The following is a 21,497-nucleotide window of genomic DNA, read 5'->3' on the forward strand; positions in this document are numbered from 1 at the left end:
CATGCGCAAGGAGAAGTCGCTGGGCCTCGCCGCCGAGATGCGGAAGCTGGCGGAGGCCTCGCGCGAGGCCGCCCGGGCCCTCTCGCACGCCGACCCCCGCCGCAAGGACGCCGCGCTCCGCGCCGCCGCCGAGGCCATCGGCCGCCGCGAGCGGCGGATCCTCTCCGAGAACGCGCGCGACGTCGCCGCGGCGCGCGCCGCCGGGCAGAACGCCGCGTACCTCGACCGCCTGAAGCTCGACCCGAAGCGGCTCGCCGGCATCGCCGCGTCGCTGCGCGAGATCGCCGGGCTGCGCGACCCGGTGGGCGAGGTGACCGCGAGCTGGCGCCGGCCGAACGGCCTCGAGATCCGCAAGGTCCGCATCCCGCTGGGCGTGGTGCTGATGGTGTACGAGGCCCGGCCCAACGTGACCGTGGACGCGGCCGCGCTCTGCCTGAAGAGCGGCAACGCGGCCATCCTCCGGCCCGGCTCCGACGCGCTCCGCTCGTCGCTGGCGCTCGCCGAGGCGTTCGCCGAGGGGCTCGAGAAGGCCGGGCTGCCGGCGGCCAGCGCGCAGGTGGTGCCCACGCCGGACCGCGAGGCCACCTACGAGCTGCTCGCGCTCGACGACCTCATCGACCTCGCCATCCCGCGCGGCGGCCCGTCGCTCATCCGCGCGGTGGCGGAGCGCTCGAGGGTGCCGGTGCTGAAGCACTACCAGGGCGTGTGCCACCTGTACCTCGACGCGTCGGCGCCGCCGCAGCAGGCGGTGGACCTGGCGCTGAACGGGAAGGTGCAGCGCCCCGGCGTGTGCAACGCCACCGAGTGCCTGCTCGTGCACCGCGCCGCCGCCGGCAAGCTCCTGCCGCCGGTGGGCCGCGCGCTCGCCGACGCCGGGGTGGAGCTGCGCTGCGATCCCACCGCGCTCACGATCCTGAAGCGCGCCGGGGTGGCGGCGGTGCCGGCCCGCCCGGACGACTTCGGCAAGGAGTTCCTGGACAAGATCCTGGCCGTGCGGGTGGTCGCGGATCTCGACGGCGCGCTCGACCACATCGCGCGCTACGGCTCGCTCCACACCGAGGCGATCGTCACCCGCGACCTGGCCAGCGCGCGGCGCTTCCAGCGCGAGGTGGACGCGAGCGCGGTGATGGTCAACGCGTCCACCCGCTTCAACGACGGCGGCGAGCTGGGGCTCGGCGCCGAGATCGGCATCTCCACCACCAAGCTCCACGCGTTCGGGCCCATGGGGCTCGCCGAGCTCACCACCCAGAAGTTCCTGGTCGAGGGCGAAGGGCACGTGCGGTAGCGAGAGGACCCTGATGGCGACGAAGAAGAAGAAGGCAGCCGGCAAGAAGCCGTTCGCGAAGAAGACGCCCTCGAAGCGCGCGCCCGCGCGCCGCGGGCCGCCCGTGAAGGCGCCCGGGAAGAAGAAGGGCGGCCCGGCCAAGGCGCCGGGCAAGAAGGGCGCGACCAAGGAGCGCGTCCTCCGCGCCCGCCGGCCGCCGCGCGCGGCCGCGCCGGCCGGCGCGATCGTCGAGGCGCCGGCGCCGGCCCGCCCGGCGGCCGACCGGCCCGACCCGGCGCGCCCCACCGCCATGGCGATCGCCGCGGCCGCGCTCGACAAGAAGGCCGAGGACGTCACCGTCCTCGACGTGCGCGGGCTCACCAGCTACGCCGACTACTTCGTGCTCATGACCGCCGACTCCGACCGGCAGGCGAGCGCCATCGCCGACCACGTCGAGCAGACCATGAAGGCGCAGGGCGTCACCAAGGTCGGCGTCGAGGGCTACCAGGGCGGGCGCTGGATCCTGGTGGACTACGGCGACGTGGTGGCCCACGTGATGGGCCGCGAGGCCCGCGGGTTCTACGATCTCGAGGGGCTCTGGGCCGACGCGCCGCGGGTGGCCGTCGAGGCGTAGCCCGCGGCGGGCTTCCGCCAGACCAGCTTCATCCAGGTGCGCGGCGTCCGCGAGGGCGCCGACGCCTCGAGGAGCTCGAGCCCGAGCCCGTCGCACGGCGCGACCGGCCCGGACAGCCGCCGTCCGTCCGCGGACAGCGTCCGCAGCATCAGGCGGCCGGGCGGCTCGACCCACAGGTCGTGCCGGTGGAGCCCGATGAACCGCTCGGCGGTGCCCTCGCGGCACCAGCCCTGCACGACCAGGTATCCGCCGGGCGCGAGCACGCGCACGAGCTCTCGCACCACCGCGCCGGGGTCCTGGGTGTGGTCGAGCGCGTTGTGCATCCAGGCGACGTCGAAGGCGGCCTCGCCGAAGCGCGCCGAGAGCGCCTCGCCGGCGCACTGCACCAGCGGATAGCGGGGGCGGAGGCCGTGCCGCGCGAGCAGCTCCCGGTACGCGTCCGCCAGCGCGTCCGAGCAGGTGAGCGCGATCCGATCCTGCTCCGCGCCGTGGGCCCACATCGAGAGCGGCCCCGAGCCGGCGTCGAGGACCCGCGGCGGCGCGCCGGTCCGGGCCCGCACCTCCTCGAGCAGCGGCTCGAGGTAGTGCGGGTAGACGAGCGGCATGAGCGAGGGGGTGGAGCGCCGCCGGACGTCCTCGGCGTAGGGGCCGCGGCCGGAGAGCTCGCGATCCCAGAACGCGAGCTCGTCGCGGAACCCGTCGCCCGCCGCGGGACGGCGGGCGAGGAGCCCGGAGCAGTACGACAGCGCCTGTCGGAGCATGTGCCGCGCGCCTCCGGAGCGGTCCGTGCAGCCGGCCGCTCGGCCCGGGAACGTTCGCCCGGGCCGGGCCGGCCGCAAGCTCCGCGCAGGTGCGCCTCCGGGGACCCGCCGGGCGGACCCGGCTCAGAACCCGTGGCAGGTGCCGCAGGTGCCCCAGCCCGTGTGCGGTGCGCCCCAGGTCACCTGCGCCTGCTGGAGGTGGCAGGCGACGCTCGAGCAGGTCTTCGTGGCCGGGTCGTAGCGCGCGCTGCCGAGCTCCATCGACAGCGTGGCCCCCTCCATCACCGCGCCCGGGATGGCCGGGTCCGGGAACGCGATCCCGCCGGGCGACGCGTGCGTCACCCAGTACGGCCGCGTGGGCCGGTCCGGGGCCGGCGGCAGCCAGGGGAGCTCCGGCAGCGCGGCGCGCGCGTCGAACGCCACGTCTCGCCGCCCGTTCACGTGGCGGAGCGGCGCCACCGCGCCGCGTCCCGAGGCCGCGGCGCCCCCGTGGCAGGCCGCGGACGAGCAGCCGTAGCCGAGCAGGCCGCCCGGCAGCGCGTACGTGCCGGTGGTGTCGAGCCAGTAGAAGCCGGAGGGCCCGGCGCCGGCGGTGGTCTCGGCGTGGCACGACTGGCAGGTGATGGGCGCGGCGTCCTCGTCGGGCGACCAGCCGCCGCCGTGCTTCGAGGTGTGCCACGGGCCCGGGAGGCCGCCGAAGTGGCCCCACTCGTAGCCGTCGGTGGAGAGGCCGAGGTGACCGTTCGCGTCCGCGGCGGCGGGGCCGCCGGTCGGGTAGGCGGGCGGGTTGCCGTGGCACCCGGCGCAGCCGAGCGCGCCCGGCGGCGCGGTCCACGCCGGCGCGTCCGCGTACGCCGGGACCTCCTGGCCGCTCGAGTGGCAGTAGGCGCCGGCGCAGGTGCCGCTGGCCGCGTCGTAGCCCGCGCCCGCGGCGTTGCGCGCCTTGAGCGTGCCGGCGGGCGCGCCCTCCGGCGCGAGCACCACGTCCACCCGGCCGTCCATGTGCCGGGCCAGGTCGAGCGGATGGCACTGGCCGCAGCCGAACGCGTACGCGGCGCCGCCGTCCGGCGACAGGTCCTCGAGCACCGTGAGCGCGCCGTAGGCCGGGGACGCGCCGGCGGGCACGGTCGCGTGGAGCGCGTGCGCGCCGGAGGCGGGCGGCGCGCCGTGGCAGCCGCCGCACGCGCCGCCGGCCACGTCCACCCGGCCGTCGAGGTGGTGGCCTCCCGCGACGTCGATCGCGCCGGACGCGAGCACGGTGTCGGGGTGGCAGAGGGTGCAGCGCGAGGCGAGCTCGCCCTGCGGGTGGCCGGCGCTCGTGGGCGGCGAGGCGTGGCAGCCGTCGCAGCCGAGCTGCGTCCCGTCCACCCGGGTCCACACCGGCGCGGTCGCGGCGCCGCCGGCGGCGAGCGTGGCGCCGTGGCAGTACGTGCCGGCGCAGCGCGGCCCGCCCGCCGCGTCCGGCTCCCACGCCGGGGCCGCGCCCGCGCGGCGGGCCTCCTCGCCGAACGCCACGCGCGCGACGCCGTCCACGTGCGCGAGATCCGTCGGCACGACGTGGCACGCCTCGCAGCGGAGGGGGCCGGCGACGCGCCCGCCGGCGACGTGGGCCCGGTGGGCCCCGACGCCGCGGTCGCTGGTGGCGGTCGCCCCCCGCGCCGAGCGCGGCGGGGCGGCGCTGCCGTCGCCGCCGTGGCAGCGCAGGCACCGCTCGGTCGCGTCGCCCTCCGCGACGCGGGCCCGGTCGCAGCCGGCGGCGAGGCACAGCGCGAGCGCGGCGGCGAGGGGGAGGTGCGGGACGAGGCGCGGGCGCATGGGCGGCTCCGGGGCGGGGGTCCACCCACCGTGCCGCGTCGGGCGCGCCGCGCCGTGACGGTCGTCAAGCGCGCGGACGGCGCGTGTGTGCGCGCCTGCGCGCGCTCACCGGCGCCGCGGGATGGTGAGCGCCGCGGCGGCGAGCACCATCCCGCCGCCCAGCGCCAGGTTCCAGCCCACCGGCTCGTGGAGCACGAGCGCGCCCAGCGTCACCGCCACGCTGGTGTCGAGCAGCGGCAGCGCGCCGATCGCGGCCATGGGGACGCGCGGCACCAGCCAGTACAGGCCCACGTAGGTGAGCGCGGTGCCGAACACCGCCAGCCACGCGAGCGCCGCGACCGCGCTCGCGGTGAACGCGGCCGGGCGACCCTGCTCCAGCAGCGCGGCCGCGGCGAGGAGCAGCACCGCGCCGACGGCGGTCTGCCCGGCGGTCATGGCGAGCGGCGAGACGGCCGCGAGGTGGCGGCGCACCAGCACGTTCGCGAGCGCCACGATCATCGACGAGAGCACCACGAGCGCGCCGCCCAGCAGGAGCCGGCCCGAGCCCTCCAGGTCGCCGAGGTGCGGGAGCTGCAGCACGGCCACGCCCGCGATCCCGAGCAGCGCCGAGGCGACGCGCGCCGGCGTGAGCGTCTCGCCGGGGACCAGGGCGCGCGCGAGGAGCGCGATCCAGACCGGGAACGACGCGAACAGCACCGCCGCCAGGCCCGACGGGACCCACTGCTGCGCCACGAACATGAGGCCGTAAGGGAGCGCGATCTGCAGCACGGCCACGAGCGCGAGCTGCGCCCGCGCCGGCCCCACCACCTCGCGCCAGGCGCCGCCGCGCAGCGCGAACGGCGCGAGCACCAGCGCCGCGATGGCCATGCGCACGCCGGCGAAGCGGAGCGGCGGCAGGTCCTCGAGGCCGATCCGGATGGCCATCCAGGTCGAGCCCCACAGCGCGGCGACGGCGAGGTAGGTGGCGACGATGCGGGTGCGCACGGCGGCGCGCATGGTAGGCGATGCCGGCGCGGTCGGGGAGCCGTTCGCGAGGCCGCGCGGGGCGGGTCCCGGCGCGCGGGTCAGGACAGGGCGAGCGGCGCGAGCCACGCCGCGGCCGCGGCGGCGAGCGCGAGCGCGGCCTGGAGCGCGGTGGCGCGGCGGCGGCGGCGCACCGGGAACTCGGCCACGGTGGCGGTGCCCTTCTCGTCGGCGAGGCGGGTGGCGTTCAGCGTGGCCACGTCCATGCGCGAGAGCGCCACCTCCTCGGTGGCGAAGCCGCGGTTCGCGAGCAGCGCCACCAGGCGCGCGCGCGGGTGGAGCTTCGCGAGCTTCTTCGCCGCGAACGCGTCGAGGTGGCGCGCCAGCGCGCCGGCGCTCTTCCAGCGCCGCTCCGGCGCGCGCGCCAGGCAGCGCTCGATGGCAGCGGCGACGCGCGCCGGGCACCCGGGGGCGAGCGAGCGGACCCTGCGGAAGCGCCCGCGCCGCACCAGCCGGAACAGCTCGTCCGCGTTCGCGCCGCGGAACGGCTTCTCGCCGCAGACCAGCTCGTAGAGCGTCACGCCGAGCGCCCACACGTCCGCGGCGGGCCCGCCCTCGTCGCCGGCCAGCACCTCCGGCGCCATGTACGAGGGGCTGCCCACCAGCATGCCCACGCGCGTGAGCGAGGGATCCTCGGCGCCCTTGGCGATGCCGAAGTCCATCAGCTTCACCTCGCCGAGCCGGGAGATCATCACGTTCGCGGGCTTCACGTCGCGGTGCAGCAGGCCGCTCCAGTGCACGTAGTCGAGCGCCTCGGCGAGGCGCGCGCCGATCACCGCCACGCAGTCGGCCGGCAGCGCGCCGCCCTGGGCCAGCACGCGGGCGAGGTCGGCGCCGTCAACGAGGTCGGTCACGAGGTAGAGCTGGTCGTCCTTCTCCACGAGATCGTGCACCGCCACGATCGCCTCGTGGCGGAGCTGCGCGTACGCGCGACCCTCCCGCCGGAAGCGCTCGACCACCTCGCTCGAGCGGACGAGCTTCTGGTCGAGCGCCTTCACGGCGACGGGACGCTCCAGGCCTTCCTGGAACGCCTCGTACACCACGCCCATTCCGCCGCGGCCGATCTCGCGGACGATCCGGCTCGTCCCGACCTTCCTCACCATAGGTCGCGGAGGATGACCCGTTCCGCCTATCCCACTCAATGCGCAGCCCGCGCCTTGCGCGCAGAAATCGCGCCGAGGAAGCGGATCGTGCTGCGGCGGGTTGTCAGGGCAGAGGTCCGATCTGCTACACTTCGCGGCCCGATCCGGTTGCGCCGCGGCCCTGCTAGGAAGGATCGGGAGTTGCACGTTCCCCCTTGATTCTCGTCAATCCCGCAAGCTTTGCGCTGCGGCCCGTGGCGGTCGTGGCGCCCTCACCGGAGGACGCAAAATGGCGAGCAGGCGAATGGTGACGATGGACGGCAACGAGGCCGCCGCCTCCGTGGCCCACCGGGTCAGCGAGGTCATCGCCATCTACCCGATCACCCCGTCCTCGAACATGGGGGAGTGGGCGGACGAGTGGTCTGCGAAGGGCCGCAAGAACGTCTGGGGGACGGTGCCCAGCGTGGCGGAGATGCAGTCGGAGGGCGGCGCCGCGGGCGCGGTCCACGGCGCGCTGCAGGCGGGCTCGCTCACGACGACCTTCACGGCGTCGCAGGGCCTGCTGCTCATGATCCCGAACATGTACAAGATCGCGGGCGAGCTGACCGCGTTCTGCATGCACGTGAGCGCGCGCGCGGTCGCGACCCACGCGCTGTCGATCTTCGGCGACCACTCCGACGTCATGGCGGTGCGCCAGACCGGCTTCGGGCTGCTCTCGTCGGCCTCGGTGCAGGAGGCCCACGACATGGCGGCCATCGCGCACCGCGCCACCCTGCTCTCGCGCGTGCCGTTCCTGCACTTCTTCGACGGGTTCCGCACCTCGCACGAGGTCGCCAAGATCGAGGAGCTCACCGACGACGACCTGCGCGCCATGATCCCGGAGGAGCTGGTGGCGGCGCACCGCGCCCGCGCCCTCACCCCGGACCGGCCCACGCTCCGCGGCAGCGCGCAGAACCCCGACGCGTTCTTCCAGGCGCGCGAGGCCTGCAACCCGTACTACCTCGACGCCGCCGGGCACGTGCAGGCGGCGATGGACCACTTCGGCAAGCTCACCGGCCGCAAGTACAAGCTGTTCGAGTACTTCGGCCACCCCGAGGCGGAGCGCGTGGTGGTCGCGATGGGCTCGGCCTGCGAGACCGCGCAGGAGACGGTCGAGCACCTCATCGCGCGCGGCGAGAAGGTGGGCCTGCTGAAGGTCCGGCTGTACCGGCCCTTCGACCTGGGCGCGTTCATGACCGCGCTGCCGCGCACCGTGCACGCGCTGGCCGTGCTCGACCGGACGAAGGAGCCGGGCGCGCTCGGCGAGCCGCTCTACCAGGACGTGGTCACCGCGCTGCGCGAGGCCGAGCAGGCGCACATCGACCGCTTCCACCACCAGATCACGGTCATCGGCGGGCGCTACGGCCTCTCCTCGAAGGAGTTCACGCCCGGCCAGGTGAAGGCGGCGCTCGACGAGCTGTCGAAGGCGCGCCCGATGCGCCACTTCACGGTGGGCATCAACGACGACGTCACCCACCTGTCGCTCAAGACCGACCCGACCTTCGACACCGAGGGCAAGGACGTGGTCCGGGCGCTGTTCTTCGGCCTGGGCGCGGACGGCACCGTCGGCGCGAACAAGAACTCCATCAAGATCATCGGCGAGGACACGCCGAACTTCGCGCAGGGCTACTTCGTCTACGACTCGAAGAAGTCCGGGTCGGTGACCATCAGCCACCTGCGCTTCGGGCCTCGCCCCATCCACTCCGCCTACCTCATCGAGAAGGCGAACTTCGTGGCGTGCCACCAGTTCGGCTTCCTCGAGAAGTACGACATGGCCGAGATGGCGGTGCCCGGCGCGACGCTGCTCCTCAACTCGCCCTACGGGCCGGACGAGGTGTGGGGCCACCTGCCGCGCGAGGTGCAGGAGCAGATCCTCTCTAAGGGGCTGAAGCTCTACGTCATCGACGCGTACAAGGTCGCGCGCGAGACGGGCATGGGGGTGCGCATCAACACCATCATGCAGACGTGCTTCTTCGCGATCTCCGGCGTCCTCTCGCGCGACGAGGCCATCGGCCACATCAAGAAGACCATCGAGAAGACCTACGCGCGCAAGGGCGCCGAGGTGGTGCAGAAGAACTTCGCCGCGGTGGACCACACGCTCGCGCACCTGTACCAGGTGAAGGTCGAGGGCCGCGCCGCCACCGGCGCGCCGCGGCCGCCGGCGGTGTCCGAGGCCGCGCCCGACTTCGTGAAGCGCGTCACCGCGCTCATGCTCGCGGGCAAGGGCGACCAGCTCCCGGTGTCGGCGTTCCCGGTGGACGGCACCTGGCCCACCGGCACGTCGAAGTGGGAGAAGCGGTCGATCGCGCTCGAGATCCCGGTGTGGGAGCCGAGCCTCTGCATCCAGTGCAACAAGTGCGCGCTCATCTGCCCGCACGCGGCCATCCGGCCGAAGTTCTACGGCCCCGAGGTGCTCGGCGGCGCGCCGCAGGGCTTCCTCGCGATGGACTACAAGAGCGCCGACGTGAAGGGGGCGAAGTACTCGCTCCAGGTGGCGCCCGACGACTGCACCGGCTGCACGCTCTGCGTCGAGATCTGCCCGGCGGAGTCGAAGACGGAGAAGGGCAAGAAGGCCATCAACATGGCCGACGCCATGCCGCTGAAGGAGAAGGAGCGGGCGAACTTCGAGTTCTTCCTCTCCATCCCCGACGCCGACCGCAAGAAGGTGAAGCTGGACGTGAAGGGGACGCAGTTCCTCGAGCCGCTGTTCGAGTTCTCCGGCGCCTGCACCGGCTGCGGCGAGACCCCGTACCTGAAGCTCCTCACCCAGCTCTACGGCGACCGCGCCGTGATCGCGAACGCCACCGGGTGCTCGTCGATCTTCGGCGGCAACCTCCCGACCACCCCGTACACGCAGAACTGCGAGGGGCGCGGGCCGGCCTGGGCGAACTCGCTGTTCGAGGACAACGCCGAGTTCGGCTACGGGATGCGGCTCTCGATCGACAAGCAGGCCGAGCAGGCGCGCGAGCTGCTCGCGGTGCTCGGGCCGAAGCTGGGCGACGCGCTGGTGGACGAGCTGCTGAAGGCCGACCAGTCGGACGAGACCGGGATCGAGAAGCAGCGGGCCCGGGTGGCGGAGCTGAAGGCGAAGCTGCAGATGATGGACGGGCTCGAGGCGCGCTGGCTGCTCCGCATCGCGGACTACCTGGTGCGCAAGAGCGTCTGGATCGTCGGCGGCGACGGGTGGGCGTACGACATCGGGTACGGCGGCCTGGACCACGTGATCGCGCAGGGGCGCGACGTGAACATCCTGGTGCTCGACACCGAGGTGTACTCGAACACCGGCGGCCAGGCGTCGAAGGCGACGCCGATGGGCGCGGCGGCGAAGTTCGCGGTGGCCGGCAAGAACCTTCCCAAGAAGGACCTCGCCATGCTGGCCATGAGCTACGGGCACCCGTACGTCGCGCGGGTGGCGATGGGCGCGAAGGACGCGCAGACCATCGCCGCGTTCAAGGAGGCGGACAGCTACACGGGGACGTCGGTGATCGTGGCGTACGCGCACTGCATCGCGCACGGGTACGAGATGAGCGAGGCGATCGGGCAGCAGGAGAAGGCGGTCGAGTCCGGGTACTGGCCGCTGTTCCGGTACGACCCGCGCCGTGTCGCCGCCGGCGACAGCCCGCTGAAGCTGGACAGCGCCGCGCCGAAGATCGAGCTGGCGCGGTTCACCGAGGGCGAGACGCGGTTCCGGCAGGTGGAGCAGGCGAACCCGCAGGCCTTTGCGAGGATGCTGGAGCAGGCGCAGAAGGACGTCCGGGAGAAGTACGCGCTGTACGAGCAGCTCGCGAAGGCCATGAACCCCGCGAACCTGGTCCCCGGCGCCGCCAGCGGAACCGGCAAGCCCCGCGCCTGACCCCCGACCCAGAGTCATTGCGTCCGGAGCAGAGGTGAAGACGGCCCGGTCCGCCACGTGCGGGCCGGGCCGCGTCGTTCCGGGCGGCATACGCGGCATCCTGCCGCACCCGATGGCGTCGCCCGAGCTGGCATGCTCCGCGCCCGCACGCATTGGGGGTCGCAACGCATGGCCATCACCTGGGACCCGACGCTCGCGCTCGGCATCGAGGAGATCGACGCGCAGCACGAGGAGCTCTTCCGACGCGTCGATGCGCTGCTCGAATCCGTCCAGGAACGCCGGAGCGCCGAGGAGACGCGCCGGATGCTCGCGTTCCTCGACGCGTACGTCGTCGAGCACTTCGGCGCCGAGGAGGCGCTGATGCAGGCGCACCGCTACCCGGGCCTGGCGGCGCAGCGAGCGGAGCACGCGGGCTTCGCCGCGGACCTCGCGGCCCTTCGCGAGGAGCTCGAGCGCGACGGCATGAACGCGCTCCTCGTCGTCCGCGTGAACGCCCGCGTCGCCACCTGGCTCTTCGAGCACATCAGCCGCTCCGACCGCGCCTTCGGCCGGTTCCTGCTCGCCGCCCCCGCCGCTCGCGCCTGACCGTGCGCGCCGGGGGCGACGGCAGCGCTCAGCCGACGCCGGCGCAGGGGACACCGTGCGCGACGCGCAGCAGGTACGTGCCGGCCGGGAAGACGGCGTCGGCGCGCCCGGCACGGCGGGCCCGCCAAGCCTCCCGGTAGTCACGCAGGAACCCGGCCAGCCGTCCGAGCGCCTCGATCCGCTTCCAGGGATCCCGCGCCGCCACCCGCGGGCGGAGGCCGCGCATCGGCGCCGGCACCGTGGGGCGGCCCGTCGGGCGCTGCGCGAGCACCCGCCGCGCACCCAGGAACCCGTTCCCGCCGAGCGCGTGCGCATCCCCGATCGCGCGCTCGCGGGCCGCGATCGCGTCCACGAGCTGCGCGCGGAACGCCTCCGCCGAGTCGAACCCCGGCGGCGGCACGAGCGCGAGCTGCGCCTCGTCGGGCATCGGACCGTTCCGGCGGAAGAACGGTTCCGGTCGCGCGGCCCGCAGCGCGCCCGCACCGATCGACGCCGGCGCCGACCAGAGCCCGGGCCACGCCTGCGCGGACGCGACCAGCCCGGCCTTCACCGGGTTCGTGAGGACGTAGGCGGCCTTCTCGAGCACGTCTTGCGGGGACGAGAGCACCACGGCGCTGTAGCTGCCCGGCGCCCAGAACGACTCCCAGCGGCCGAGCGAGGCGTTCACCGCGCGGGCGACGAGCGCGTTCAGGTACTGCTCGAACTCGGGAATGCGCGCGTCCACGTCGGTGACGACCAGGTGGAAGTGGTTCGACATCACGCAGAACGCGTGCACCAGGATGCCGTACCGCCGCGCCGCGACCGCGAGCACGTACAGGAAGATCGCGTTCGTCTCGGGCGAGGGGCGGAGCAGGAACATCCGCTGGAAGCAGCGGCGCGTCACGAGGTAGGTGACGCCCGGGAGGACCTGGCGCGGAGCGGTCATGGGCCGCGGACAAGGCAGGCGGCGTGCCGCGCGCCCGGCCCCGTGATCTCGGGGCGAAAGCTCGCGCGGGCGGCGCGCGGGGGTCCGCGGGTCGGACCGCTGGTCCGAAATGCACTACTCTGGGTCCGGAACTGCGAGAGGAAGCGTTCATGCCCCCGACCCTCGTCACCGGCGCCGCCGGCTTCATCGGATTCCACCTCGCGAAGGCGCTGCTCGAGCGCGGCGACGAGGTGCTCGGCATCGACTCGATGGTGCCGTACTACGACGTCCGCCTGAAGGAGGCGCGCCTCGCGCAGCTGACGGGCCGGCCGGGGTTCACGTTCGAGCGGCTCGACCTCGCCGATCGCGACGCGACCGCCCGCCTGTTCGAGCGCGCCCGGTTCGGCGCGGTGGTGCACCTCGCCGCCCAGCCCGGCGTGCGCTACTCGCTCGAGAACCCGCACGCCTACGTGGACGCGAACGTGACCGGCTTCCTCGACGTGCTCGAGGGCTGTCGCCACCACCCGGTCCGCCACCTGGTCTACGCGTCCTCGAGCTCCGTCTACGGCGGCAACTCCAAGGTGCCGTTCGCGGTGACCGACAACGTCGATCACCCCGTCAGCCTGTACGCCGCCACCAAGAAGGCGAACGAGCTGATGGCGTACACGTACAGTCACCTGTTCGCGATCCCCGCCACCGGGCTGCGCTTCTTCACCGTGTACGGCCCCTGGGGGCGCCCGGACATGGCGCCCATGCTGTTCGCCCGGGCCATCCTCGAGGGCCAGCCGATCAAGGTCTTCAACCACGGGCAGATGCGGCGCGACTTCACCTACGTGGACGACATCGTCGAGGGCGTCATCCGCGTCCTCGACCGGCCGCCCGCGGCCGGCGTGGTGCCACCGCACCGCCTCTACAACATCGGCAACAGCCAGCCGGTCGAGCTGCTCCGCTTCATCGAGGTGATGGAGGAGGCGCTCGGGAAGAAGGCGGTGCGCGAGCTCCTCCCCATGCAGCCCGGCGACGTCCCGGCCACATTTGCCGACGTCTCGGAGCTCGAGCGGGACGTCGGGTTCCGGCCCGCCACCTCGATCGAGGAGGGCGTGCGCCGCTTCGTGGCCTGGTACCGGACGTACCACCGCGGGTGAGCCGCCGGCGCGGGCCCGTCCGCGGCCTGCCGCGCCCCCACCCTCGCGGACGCCGGACCCGAACGCAGGGTCGCGCCGCGCCGGCAGGCAGGCCAGCGTGCCGGGGGTGCCGCCGCCCGTGCCCGCCGTCCGCCCTTCCTCCGGTCGAGACCCGTCGTATCCCGCCGTCGATTGCCTGGGCGTGAAGGTCGCGCGCCTGGAGTGGCCCGACCTCCTCGAGTGGTTCCTCCGCCGGCTCGACGCTCCGGCGCCGGTCCGGTGCGGCACCCTCGTCCTGGCGAACGCGCACACGCTCAACGTGGCGTCCGCGAGCCCCGCGGCGCGCGCGTCGATCCGCGCGGCGACCCTGGTGCTGAACGACGGCGTCGGACTGGACGTGTACGCGCGGCTCCGCACCGGCGCGCCGTTTCCGTACAACTTCGCGGGCACCGACCTCGTCCCTCGCCTGCTGGGGGAGTGCGCCCGGCGCGGGCTGCCGCTGCGCGTGTTCCTGTACGGGGCGCGCCCCGGGCGCGCGGAGGAGGCGGCGCGCCGGATCGAGCGCGACTACGCGCCGGTGACGGTGGTGGGCGTCCTGGACGGCCACGAGACCACCGGCGACGAGGCGCGCCGGGCCATCGACGCGGCCCGGCCCGACCTGCTGCTCGTCGGGCTCGGTAACCCGCGGCAGGAGGCGTGGATGGCGGCGAACGCGCCGGCGCTTCGTGCGCGGGTCGCGATCGGGGTCGGGGCGCTGTTCGACTTCATGAGCGGGAGCGTCGCGCGGGCTCCCCGCGCGGTGCGCGCCATGCGCCTGGAGTGGCTGTTCCGGCTGGCGCTCGAGCCCCGCCGGCTCTTCCGCCGCTACGCGATCGGGGTGCCGCTCTTCCTCTGGCGGACCCTGACGTACCGCCCGGGTCTGGCGACCTCCGAACCCGCAACCTCCCGCCCGACCCAGAGTCGTTTGCCCGCCGGCAGGCCCCGGATCGGTGCACCCAACGACTCCGGGTTCGGCTCGGTGCTGGCGAGGACGGCGGGAGACGCGAACGACTCTGGGTCGGGGGTGCGGGTGGGGTCGGCGGGCTGACGGCTCCGACCGCCGGGCCAGCGGGCCCGGGGCCTTCGCGCCGGTCGCATGCGGCCGCAAGTTCAACCGTGATCTGGCCGGCGATCGCGCGCGTGCTCGCAGGGTTCACCGCGGTGGTGATGTGCGCCGCCGCGGGGGCGGCCGCCGCGGGCCCGCTCCTGGTCCCGGGGCGGATGGGCTACAACGCGCTCCCCGCGCTCCGCAACGTGGACCCGGTGATCGGGGACCGGACCGAGCTGGAGCTGTCCGCCACCGCCCAGCTCGCAGGGCTCGGCTCGGAGGACGTCGCGGGGACCCCGTACGTGCGGCTCACCGTGCCGTTCCGCGAGGTGGCCGCGCTGGAGCTGGACGGCACCCCGTTCGAGCTGTTCCGGACCTCGGCCGCGACGGAGGCGCGGCTCGGCGCGCGCGTGCGCTCGGGCGCGTCCCCGGGCGACCTCCGCGCCGGCGCGCGGTTCCTGGTGCTCGACGAGCGGGGGTGGCGCCCGGCGCTGGGGCTGCGCCTGGTGGTGAAGTCCACCTCGGGCAAGGATCGCGGCGCGCGCCGCTTCACCAACGCGCCGGGCTACGTCTTCGACCTGCTCGGCGGCAAGGACCTCGCCGCGGCGGGTCCGGTCCGCCTGCGCGCGCTCGCGAAGGTCGGCTTCCTCGCCTGGCAGGTCGCGGACGGCCGCCAGGACGACGCGCTCGACTACGGGGCGACCCTGCGCGCCGGGTTCGCGAGCGGCGTCGCGATCTCGGCAGAGTGGCGCGGCTACGCCGGCTGGCGCGGCGACGACCGCCCGATGGTGCTGGGCCTCACCGCCGACGTGCCGGCCGGCCAGCGGGTGCTGCTGCGCGCCTCCGTCGATCGCGGGCTCAGCGCGGACGCGCCGCCGCTCGACGTGCGGCTCGGCGTGGTCCTGTTCCTCGACGCGCCCATGCGGCGCGACCGAACGGCCGCGCCGGCCGACCCGCGCCTCGCCGCGGGCCCGCGTCCGAGGCGGCAGCCCGGACCGCGGTGATCACTCCTCTGCGTGCCGCCCGTCGGTGACGCGGACCTCGGCCGCGACGCCGGCGTGGTCGCTCGGCCACAGCCCGCCCACCCGCTCCGCGGCGGTCTCGCCCACCACCTCGGCGCTCCACGGCTGCGCCGGCCCGCGCACGAGCACGTAGTCGATGCGCGTGGACAGGTCGGCGAACCCGGGGTCGCCGGGGCCGGTCCGCAGGTCCTCGGGGAAGCAGCAGGTGAGCCCGGCGGCGTCGCCGTTCACGGCCGCCCACACGTCGCGGAACCCTGCGCCGGCCAGCACCGCTTCACCCTCCGTGCCGGGCTCCGAGTTGAGGTCGCCGACCAGCACCACCGGCCGCGTCTCGGCGGCGAGGGCGGCGGCGAGCTCCGCCGCCTGCGCGGTGCGCACGCCCGCGTGGTACGCCTCGAGGTGCGTCGAGACGAAGCGCAGCCACTCGCCACGGTACTTCGCGTCCACCGACACCCAGCCCCGCTTCACCTGCACGGCGTTCCCGAGCACGTTGACCGGCAGGAGCGTGGCGTACACGCCGCCGCCGGGCAGCGCGGTGGTGAGATCGCTCCGCGCCAGGATCACGCCGCGGTCGGTCATGCGGACGTCCTGCCCCGTCGCCACCGGCGCCTCGAAGTCGAACAGCGTCACCTCGGCCGCGACCACGTAGCGGAGGTCGCGCGCGGCGAGCGCGTCGAGGAGGTCCTGCACGTAGTCGTACGCCACGGTGGTGGCGGGCGTCGTGCCGCCCGCGAGGAAGTCGCCCGGGTCCTGCACGCGCCACAGGTACGCCTCCTGGAGGCCGACGAGGCCGGGCCGGGTGGCGGCGAGCTCGTCGGCGATCGCCTCGGCGCGCAGGTGGAAGTCGTTCGCCCGCACGGTGGCCCAGACCGCGGTGGTCGCGGCGACGAACGCCTCGGGCGTGGCGGCGGCCATGACCGGCCCCAGGTCCGCCCCGAGGTACAGGTTCCGGGTGGTCACGCCGAGGATCTTCTTGCCTCCTGCCATGGAATGGGGATCCATGCCGGCGCCCCGCGCGCTGGGTGAACCGGACGCGCTGGGCGCACGGACGGCGTCGGAGGCCGGGGCGGAGGGAGCGTCGCCGTTGCTGCAGGCGCCGAGGGCCAGCGGGGACAGGGCGAGCGCGAGGACGGCCAGGCGCGTGCGGGACATGGTCACCTCCGGCGTGGGAGCGGCTGGGGCAAGGCGTGTGGACGCAGGTGGGAGGGTAGCACCCCCGGTGCGCTCGCCCGACGCGCCGAGCGGGCCGCCCCGGACGGAGTGCCGTCGCGGGTGTAGCGCCGGCCCCCGGCCCGCCCCGGCGCGGTAGCCCAAGCAGGGCCCAGCGCCTGCGAGGGCCGCAGCGTAACTCGTTCCGGGCCCAGTTCGCCCGGCAGGTCGTCGGAAGGGAAACGCGATGCCGAGAGCCACCGGACCTCGACGCGGATGCAGGCTGCTCGGGCTGGCGCTCGCCGCGGCCGTAGCCCTCCCCGGCTGCAAGCGGGGCGGCGGCAGCACCGCCGAGGCCGCGCAGGAGCAGCCGCCGGTCGCGCTCGCGCCGGAGAACGTCGCGGTGGTGTCGTCCCGCCGGCTCCAGTCGGGCCCGGAGGTGGCCGGCACCCTGCACGCCCGCCGCACGGCCACGCTGCGCGCCGAGGTGGGCGGCGCGGTCGCCGAGGTCCGCGTCGAGGCGGGCGAGCGGGTGAAGGCAGGGCAGCTCCTCGCGCGGATCGACGCCTCGGCGCTCCAGGACGCGGTGCGGGCGGCGCGCTCCGCGGTGACCTCGGCGCAGAACGCGCTCCGCGTGGCGGAGTCGAGCGCGCGGCGCGCCCACACCCTGGCCCGCGAGGGCGCCATGGCCGAGCAGGACGCCGAGCGCGCCGAGGCGCAGCTCGAGGCGGCGCGCGCGCAGGTGGAGGACGCGAAGGCCCGGCTCGCCGCGGCGGAGCAGCAGGCCGGCAAGACGGCGGTGCGCGCGCCCTTCGCCGGCGTCGTCTCGGAGCGGAACGTCTCGTCGGGCGACGTGGTGTCCTCCGGCGCCGCGCTGTACACGGTGATCGACCCCTCCCGCCTCCAGTTCGAGGGCTCGGTGCCGGCGGCGAGCGTGGGCGCGCTCGCGCCCGGCGCGCCGGTGGACTTCGCGGTGACCGGCTTCGGCGGCCGCCGCTTCGACGGGCACATCGAGCGCGTGAACCCCGCGGTCGATCCCAGCACCGGCCAGGTGCGCGTCTACGTGGACGTGCCGAACGCCGACGGCCGGCTCCTGGCCGGCCTCTACGCGCAGGGGCGGGTGGCGAGCCAGGCGAGCGAGGCCCTGGCCGCGCCGGCGACGGCGGTGGACGCGACCTCCACCCCGCCCACGGTCATGAAGGTGCAGGACGGGAAGGTGCAGAAGGTGGCGGTCGAGATCGCGCTCCGCGACGACGTGGCCGGTGCGGTGGGCTTCCGCTCCGGCGTGAAGCAGGGCGACGTGCTCGTGCTCGGCTCGGCGCGCGGTGCGCTCGCCGACGGCACCCCGGTGCGCGTGGTCGAGGATCCGCGCGCGCAGCAGTCGAACTAGCCGCCCCGGGGCCCCCGCATGTTCATCTCCGACTTCGCCATCAAGCGGCCCATCGTCACCATCACGGTGATGCTGGCGCTCGTGATCTTCGGGCTGCTGGCGCTCGTCACGCTCAAGACCGACGAGTTCCCGGACGTCCAGCCGCCGGTGGTGGCGGTCACCATCGTCTACCCCGGCGCCTCGCCCGAGACGGTCGAGCGCGAGGTGATCGATCCCATCGAGGACGCGATCTTCTCGATCAGCGGCATCGACGGGAAGCAGACCACCGCCTCCGCCACCGACGGCCTCGCCCAGTTCATCGTGTTCTTCGACTTCGAGAAGAACCTGATGGAGGCGACGCAGGACATCCGCGACGCCATCAGCTCGAAGCGCCAGGACCTGCCCACCGAGATGGAGGAGCCGGTGCTGGTCCGGTTCGATCCGTCGCAGGAGCCGATCGTCACGCTCACGCTCACCTCGAAGACGCTGCCGGTGCCGGCGCTGACGCGGCTCGCCGACGAGGTGGTCTCGCGCGACCTGCGCTCGGTGCAGGGCGTCGCCGACGTGCGGCTGGTGGGCGGGCAGAAGCGCGAGCTCACCGTCCAGCTCGACCCGGAGGCGATGGCGGCCGCCAGCGTCTCGGCCGCCGAGGTGGTGGGCGCGCTGCAGGCGCAGAACCTGGCCGCGCCGGTGGGGCGCGTCAACACGCCGCTCGGCGAGCAGAGCATCCGCCTCTCCGGCCGCCTCGCCACGCCCGAGGAGTTCGAGCAGGTGGCGGTCGCGAGCCGCGGCGGCCAGGTGGTCCGCCTGGGCCAGGTGGCGAAGGTGCTCGACGGCGCCGAGGAGGCGCGCACGCTCGCGCTCTTCAACTCGGGCGAGGCGGTGGGCCTGGAGGTCCTGAAGACGAAGGGCTACTCCACCACCGCCGTCGCCGACGCGGTGAAGGAGCGGGCGCGGGCGCTCGAGCCGCGGATGGAGGGGGCGAAGCTCGCCGTCGTCCAGGACTCCGGCACGCGCGTGCGCCAGTCGGTGGACGACGTGCAGCGGACGCTCATCGAGGGCGCGCTCCTCACCGTGCTGGTGGTGTTCCTGTTCCTCAACTCGTGGCGGTCCACCGTCATCACCGGGCTCGCGCTGCCGGTCTCGGTGCTGGCGGCGTTCGTGAGCGTCTGGGCGTTCGGCTTCACGCTCAACACCATGTCGCTCCTGGGCCTCTCGCTCGCGATCGGCATCCTCATCGACGACGCCATCGTGGTCCGCGAGAACATCGTCCGGCACATCGAGCTCGGCGAGGACCACACCACCGCCTCGCACAAGGGGACCGACGAGATCGGCCTGGCGGTCACCGCCACCACCTTCTCCATCGTGGCGGTGTTCGTGCCGGTCGCGTTCATGTACGGGGTGGCCGGCCAGTGGTTCAAGCCGTTCGCGCTCACCATCGCCGCGGCGGTGCTGGTGTCGCTGTTCGTGTCCTTCTCGCTCGACCCCATGATGTCGGCGTACTGGCCGGATCCGCAGGTGGAGAAGGGCGAGCGGCGCGGGCCGGTGGGGCGCGCGCTGGGCGCCTTCAACCGCTGGTTCGACCGCCAGGCCGCCGGGTACCGCCGCGTGGTCGCCTGGGCGCTCGACCACCGCTGGCTCGTGGTGGCCTTCGCCACGCTCTCGCTGGTCGGCTCGTTCGCGCTGCAGGGCGCGTTCGGCGGCGCCGGCTTCGTGCCGGTGTCGGATCGCAGCGAGGTGAGCCTCATCGTGCAGACGCCGCCCGGCTCGTCCATCGAGTACACGCGGCGCAAGGTGGAGGAGACCGATCGCATCCTCCGCAGCCACCCCGAGGTCGCGTACACCTACGCCTCGATCGGCACGCCCATCCCGCTCCAGGCGCCCGGCGTGGACCAGGCGCTCATCTACGCGCGGCTCACGCCCAAGCGCGAGCGCGACGTCTCGCAGGACGCGCTCGGCGCGGTGCTGCGGCGCGAGCTGTCGCGGGTGGCCGGCGCGGAGATCTCGGTCTTCACGAGCGGCTTCGGCGGCGCGTTCAAGTCGATCCAGCTCGAGCTGCGCGGCCCCGACTCGCGGGTGCTCACCGAGCTCGCCGAGAAGGTGAAGGCCGTCGCCGCCGGCGTGCCGGGGGCCGTGGACGTGGGGCTCTCCACCCGCGGGCAGAAGCCGGAGCTGGCGGTCGAGGTGGACCGCGGCCTCGCCGGCCGGCTCGGCGTCACGGTGGGCCAGGTGGCGCAGTCGCTCCGGATCGCGTTCGCCGGGCTCGACTCCGGCGACTGGGTGGACCCGACCGGCGAGACGCGCAAGGTGATGGTGCGGCTCGCGCCCGAGGCGCGCGAGCGCGCGTCCGACCTGCGCCAGCTGCCGCTCGTCCTGCCGAGCCGCGAGGGCGCGCCGCGGATCCTGCCCGTCGGCCAGGTGGCGCGCATCACCGAGGGGCTCGGCCCCGCGCAGATCTCGCACCTCGACCGGCAGCGCGTGGTGAGCGTGCAGGGGAACGTGGCCGGCCGCTCCCTCTCCGAGGTGGTGAACGACATCGAGCGGAGGCTCGCCTCGGAGCTGAAGCTGCCGCCGGGCTACACGCTCCGGCAGGGCGGCGAGTCGGCGGACCAGGCCGAGGTGTTCACGCGCATCGGCGTCGCGCTGCTGCTCGCCGTGATGCTCATGTACCTCGTGCTCGTGCTGCAGTTCGGGTCGTTCCTCGACCCGCTCGCGATCCTGCTGTCGCTGCCGCTGTCGCTCATCGGCGTGGTGCTGGCGCTGCTCGTCACCGGCGACACCATCAACCTGATGAGCCTCATCGGCGTCATCCTGCTGTTCGGGATCGTGGCGAAGAACGCCATCCTGCTCATCGACTTCGCGAAGTGGGCGCGGGAGGAGCGCGGGCTGTCGATCCGCGACGCGCTCGTCGAGGCCGGCGGGATCCGCCTCCGGCCGATCATGATGACGAGCGTGGCGGTGATCGCCGGCATGATCCCGGTCGCCTCCGGGCTCGGCGAGGGCGGCGACTTCCGCGCGCCCCTCGGTCGCGCCGTGATCGGCGGCGTCATCACCTCCACGCTGCTCACGCTGCTCGTGATCCCGACCGTGTACGAGATCATGGACGGCTGGCGGACCCGGCTGGGCCGCCTGTTCCGCCGGGCGTTCTCGCGCGGCGGCGAGCGGCACGCCCGCGAGGCGGCGCAGCGGCGGGAGGAGCCCTAGCCGCGGCCGCCCGCGGGGTCACGCTCAGTAGATCGGCACCAGGTGGTAGCCCTGCGCCTGGTAGCCGATGAGCGAGACGAAGCCGTCCGCCACCACGGTGAGCTCGGGGAGGAGGCGCGCGTCCTCCACCTCGAACACCTTGGTCGCGATCGCGCAGACCTCCAGCGCCGCACCGCGGCGCTTCAGCTCCCTCACCGCGCCGGCGATCTCGGCGGCTGCGGCGCGATCCGCGGCACGGCCCGGCGCCGGCGCCACGCCGGCGAGGAACCGGACCGACGGGCCGATGAAGACGACCTTGAAGTCCGGCGCCACGCCCTGCGCCCGCAGCCCGTCGTGCGAGCCTGCGATGAGCTTCAGGTACATGGCGAGCTTCGGCCCGTCGGCGAGATCGACGAGGAACAGGCCCTTTCCGCTGGTGACGCCGCGGAGCGCGTCGGCGTTTCCCGGCGCGGCGGAGGCGCGCGCGGTGAGCGGCGCCCCGGCGGCGAGCGCCAGCAGCGCGGCGAGGGCGAGGAGGGGGAGGGGGCGGTGCGCGGTCATCGGTGTGGATCCTCGGGGGTGGGCCCGCGGTCCCGCGCGCCA

Annotated in this window: 16 protein-coding genes; 9 read left to right on the forward strand and 7 right to left on the reverse strand. The window is 74.5% G+C overall.

Annotated elements, in window-relative coordinates:
- The first annotated feature begins 1 nt into the window (after position 1).
- Both ADEH_RS01105 and rsfS read left to right on the forward strand, forming a co-directional pair.
- Positions 2 to 1,285: a glutamate-5-semialdehyde dehydrogenase gene (locus ADEH_RS01105; RefSeq protein ID WP_011419272.1), complete on the forward strand. Its 1,284-nt coding sequence runs from the start codon at positions 2 to 4 to the stop codon at positions 1,283 to 1,285.
- Positions 1,286 to 1,298: 13 nt separating this feature from the next.
- Positions 1,299 to 1,898 (forward strand): ribosome silencing factor, encoded by a 600-nt coding sequence (gene rsfS / locus ADEH_RS23050; protein ID WP_157061331.1) that lies wholly within the window; start codon positions 1,299 to 1,301, stop codon positions 1,896 to 1,898.
- On the opposite strand, the gene ADEH_RS01115 is transcribed toward rsfS, so the two are convergent.
- The 4 genes from ADEH_RS01115 to ADEH_RS01130 form a co-directional block, all read right to left on the reverse strand.
- Entirely contained in the window at positions 1,844 to 2,659 is an 816-nt protein-coding gene (locus ADEH_RS01115) for a class I SAM-dependent methyltransferase (RefSeq protein WP_011419274.1), read from the reverse strand. The genes rsfS and ADEH_RS01115 overlap by 55 nt on opposite strands.
- 123 nt (positions 2,660 to 2,782) lie before the next feature.
- The gene (locus ADEH_RS01120) at positions 2,783 to 4,474 is read right to left on the reverse strand and encodes a CxxxxCH/CxxCH domain c-type cytochrome (protein ID WP_011419275.1); all 1,692 of its coding nucleotides are present in this window, start codon (positions 4,472 to 4,474) and stop codon (positions 2,783 to 2,785) included.
- Positions 4,475 to 4,579: 105 nt separating this feature from the next.
- Positions 4,580 to 5,458 (reverse strand): DMT family transporter, encoded by an 879-nt coding sequence (locus ADEH_RS01125; RefSeq protein ID WP_232287401.1) that lies wholly within the window; start codon positions 5,456 to 5,458, stop codon positions 4,580 to 4,582.
- Between the two features lie 80 nt (positions 5,459 to 5,538).
- The gene (locus ADEH_RS01130; protein ID WP_011419277.1) at positions 5,539 to 6,600 is read right to left on the reverse strand and encodes a serine/threonine-protein kinase; all 1,062 of its coding nucleotides are present in this window, start codon (positions 6,598 to 6,600) and stop codon (positions 5,539 to 5,541) included.
- A gap of 268 nt (positions 6,601 to 6,868) precedes the next feature.
- On the opposite strand from ADEH_RS01130, the gene nifJ reads away from it, so the two are divergent.
- Positions 6,869 to 10,471, forward strand: a complete 3,603-nt coding sequence (nifJ, locus tag ADEH_RS01135) for a pyruvate:ferredoxin (flavodoxin) oxidoreductase (RefSeq protein WP_011419278.1) — start codon at positions 6,869 to 6,871, stop codon at positions 10,469 to 10,471.
- 168 nt (positions 10,472 to 10,639) lie between these two features.
- Positions 10,640 to 11,056: a bacteriohemerythrin gene (locus ADEH_RS01140; RefSeq protein WP_011419279.1), complete on the forward strand. Its 417-nt coding sequence runs from the start codon at positions 10,640 to 10,642 to the stop codon at positions 11,054 to 11,056.
- Positions 11,057 to 11,084: 28 nt separating this feature from the next.
- Here ADEH_RS01140 and ADEH_RS01145 read toward each other — a convergent pair whose 3' ends face one another.
- Positions 11,085 to 11,981 carry a transposase gene (locus ADEH_RS01145; RefSeq protein ID WP_011419280.1) on the reverse strand — a complete coding sequence of 299 codons (897 nt, stop codon included), beginning with the start codon at positions 11,979 to 11,981 and terminating at the stop codon, positions 11,085 to 11,087.
- Positions 11,982 to 12,130: 149 nt separating this feature from the next.
- On the opposite strand from ADEH_RS01145, the gene ADEH_RS01150 reads away from it, so the two are divergent.
- The 3 genes from ADEH_RS01150 (at position 12,131) to ADEH_RS01160 (ending at position 15,175) form a co-directional block, all read left to right on the forward strand.
- Entirely contained in the window at positions 12,131 to 13,105 is a 975-nt protein-coding gene (locus ADEH_RS01150; RefSeq protein ID WP_011419281.1) for an NAD-dependent epimerase, read from the forward strand.
- A 181-nt stretch (positions 13,106 to 13,286) separates the two neighbouring features.
- Positions 13,287 to 14,171, forward strand: a complete 885-nt coding sequence (locus ADEH_RS01155; RefSeq protein WP_041453250.1) for a WecB/TagA/CpsF family glycosyltransferase — start codon at positions 13,287 to 13,289, stop codon at positions 14,169 to 14,171.
- A gap of 68 nt (positions 14,172 to 14,239) precedes the next feature.
- Complete coding sequence (locus tag ADEH_RS01160; protein ID WP_232287402.1) at positions 14,240 to 15,175, forward strand: hypothetical protein; 936 nt, start codon at positions 14,240 to 14,242, stop codon at positions 15,173 to 15,175.
- Here ADEH_RS01160 and ADEH_RS01165 read toward each other — a convergent pair whose 3' ends face one another.
- Positions 15,176 to 16,345 carry an endonuclease/exonuclease/phosphatase family protein gene (locus ADEH_RS01165; protein ID WP_011419284.1) on the reverse strand — a complete coding sequence of 390 codons (1,170 nt, stop codon included), beginning with the start codon at positions 16,343 to 16,345 and terminating at the stop codon, positions 15,176 to 15,178.
- Between the two features lie 244 nt (positions 16,346 to 16,589).
- On the opposite strand from ADEH_RS01165, the gene ADEH_RS01170 reads away from it, so the two are divergent.
- Both ADEH_RS01170 and ADEH_RS01175 read left to right on the forward strand, forming a co-directional pair.
- Positions 16,590 to 17,732 (forward strand): efflux RND transporter periplasmic adaptor subunit, encoded by a 1,143-nt coding sequence (locus ADEH_RS01170; protein WP_011419285.1) that lies wholly within the window; start codon positions 16,590 to 16,592, stop codon positions 17,730 to 17,732.
- 18 nt (positions 17,733 to 17,750) lie between these two features.
- Positions 17,751 to 20,915 carry an efflux RND transporter permease subunit gene (locus ADEH_RS01175; RefSeq protein WP_011419286.1) on the forward strand — a complete coding sequence of 1,055 codons (3,165 nt, stop codon included), beginning with the start codon at positions 17,751 to 17,753 and terminating at the stop codon, positions 20,913 to 20,915.
- Between the two features lie 24 nt (positions 20,916 to 20,939).
- On the opposite strand, the gene ADEH_RS01180 is transcribed toward ADEH_RS01175, so the two are convergent.
- On the reverse strand, positions 20,940 to 21,455 hold the full coding sequence (locus tag ADEH_RS01180) for a DsrE family protein (RefSeq protein ID WP_011419287.1): 516 nt from the start codon (positions 21,453 to 21,455) through the stop codon (positions 20,940 to 20,942).
- Between the last annotated feature and the right edge of the window lie 42 nt (positions 21,456 to 21,497).

Origin of the sequence: Anaeromyxobacter dehalogenans 2CP-C (assembly GCF_000013385.1) — a bacterium.
Classification (GTDB): Bacteria; Myxococcota; Myxococcia; order Myxococcales; family Anaeromyxobacteraceae; genus Anaeromyxobacter; species Anaeromyxobacter dehalogenans_B.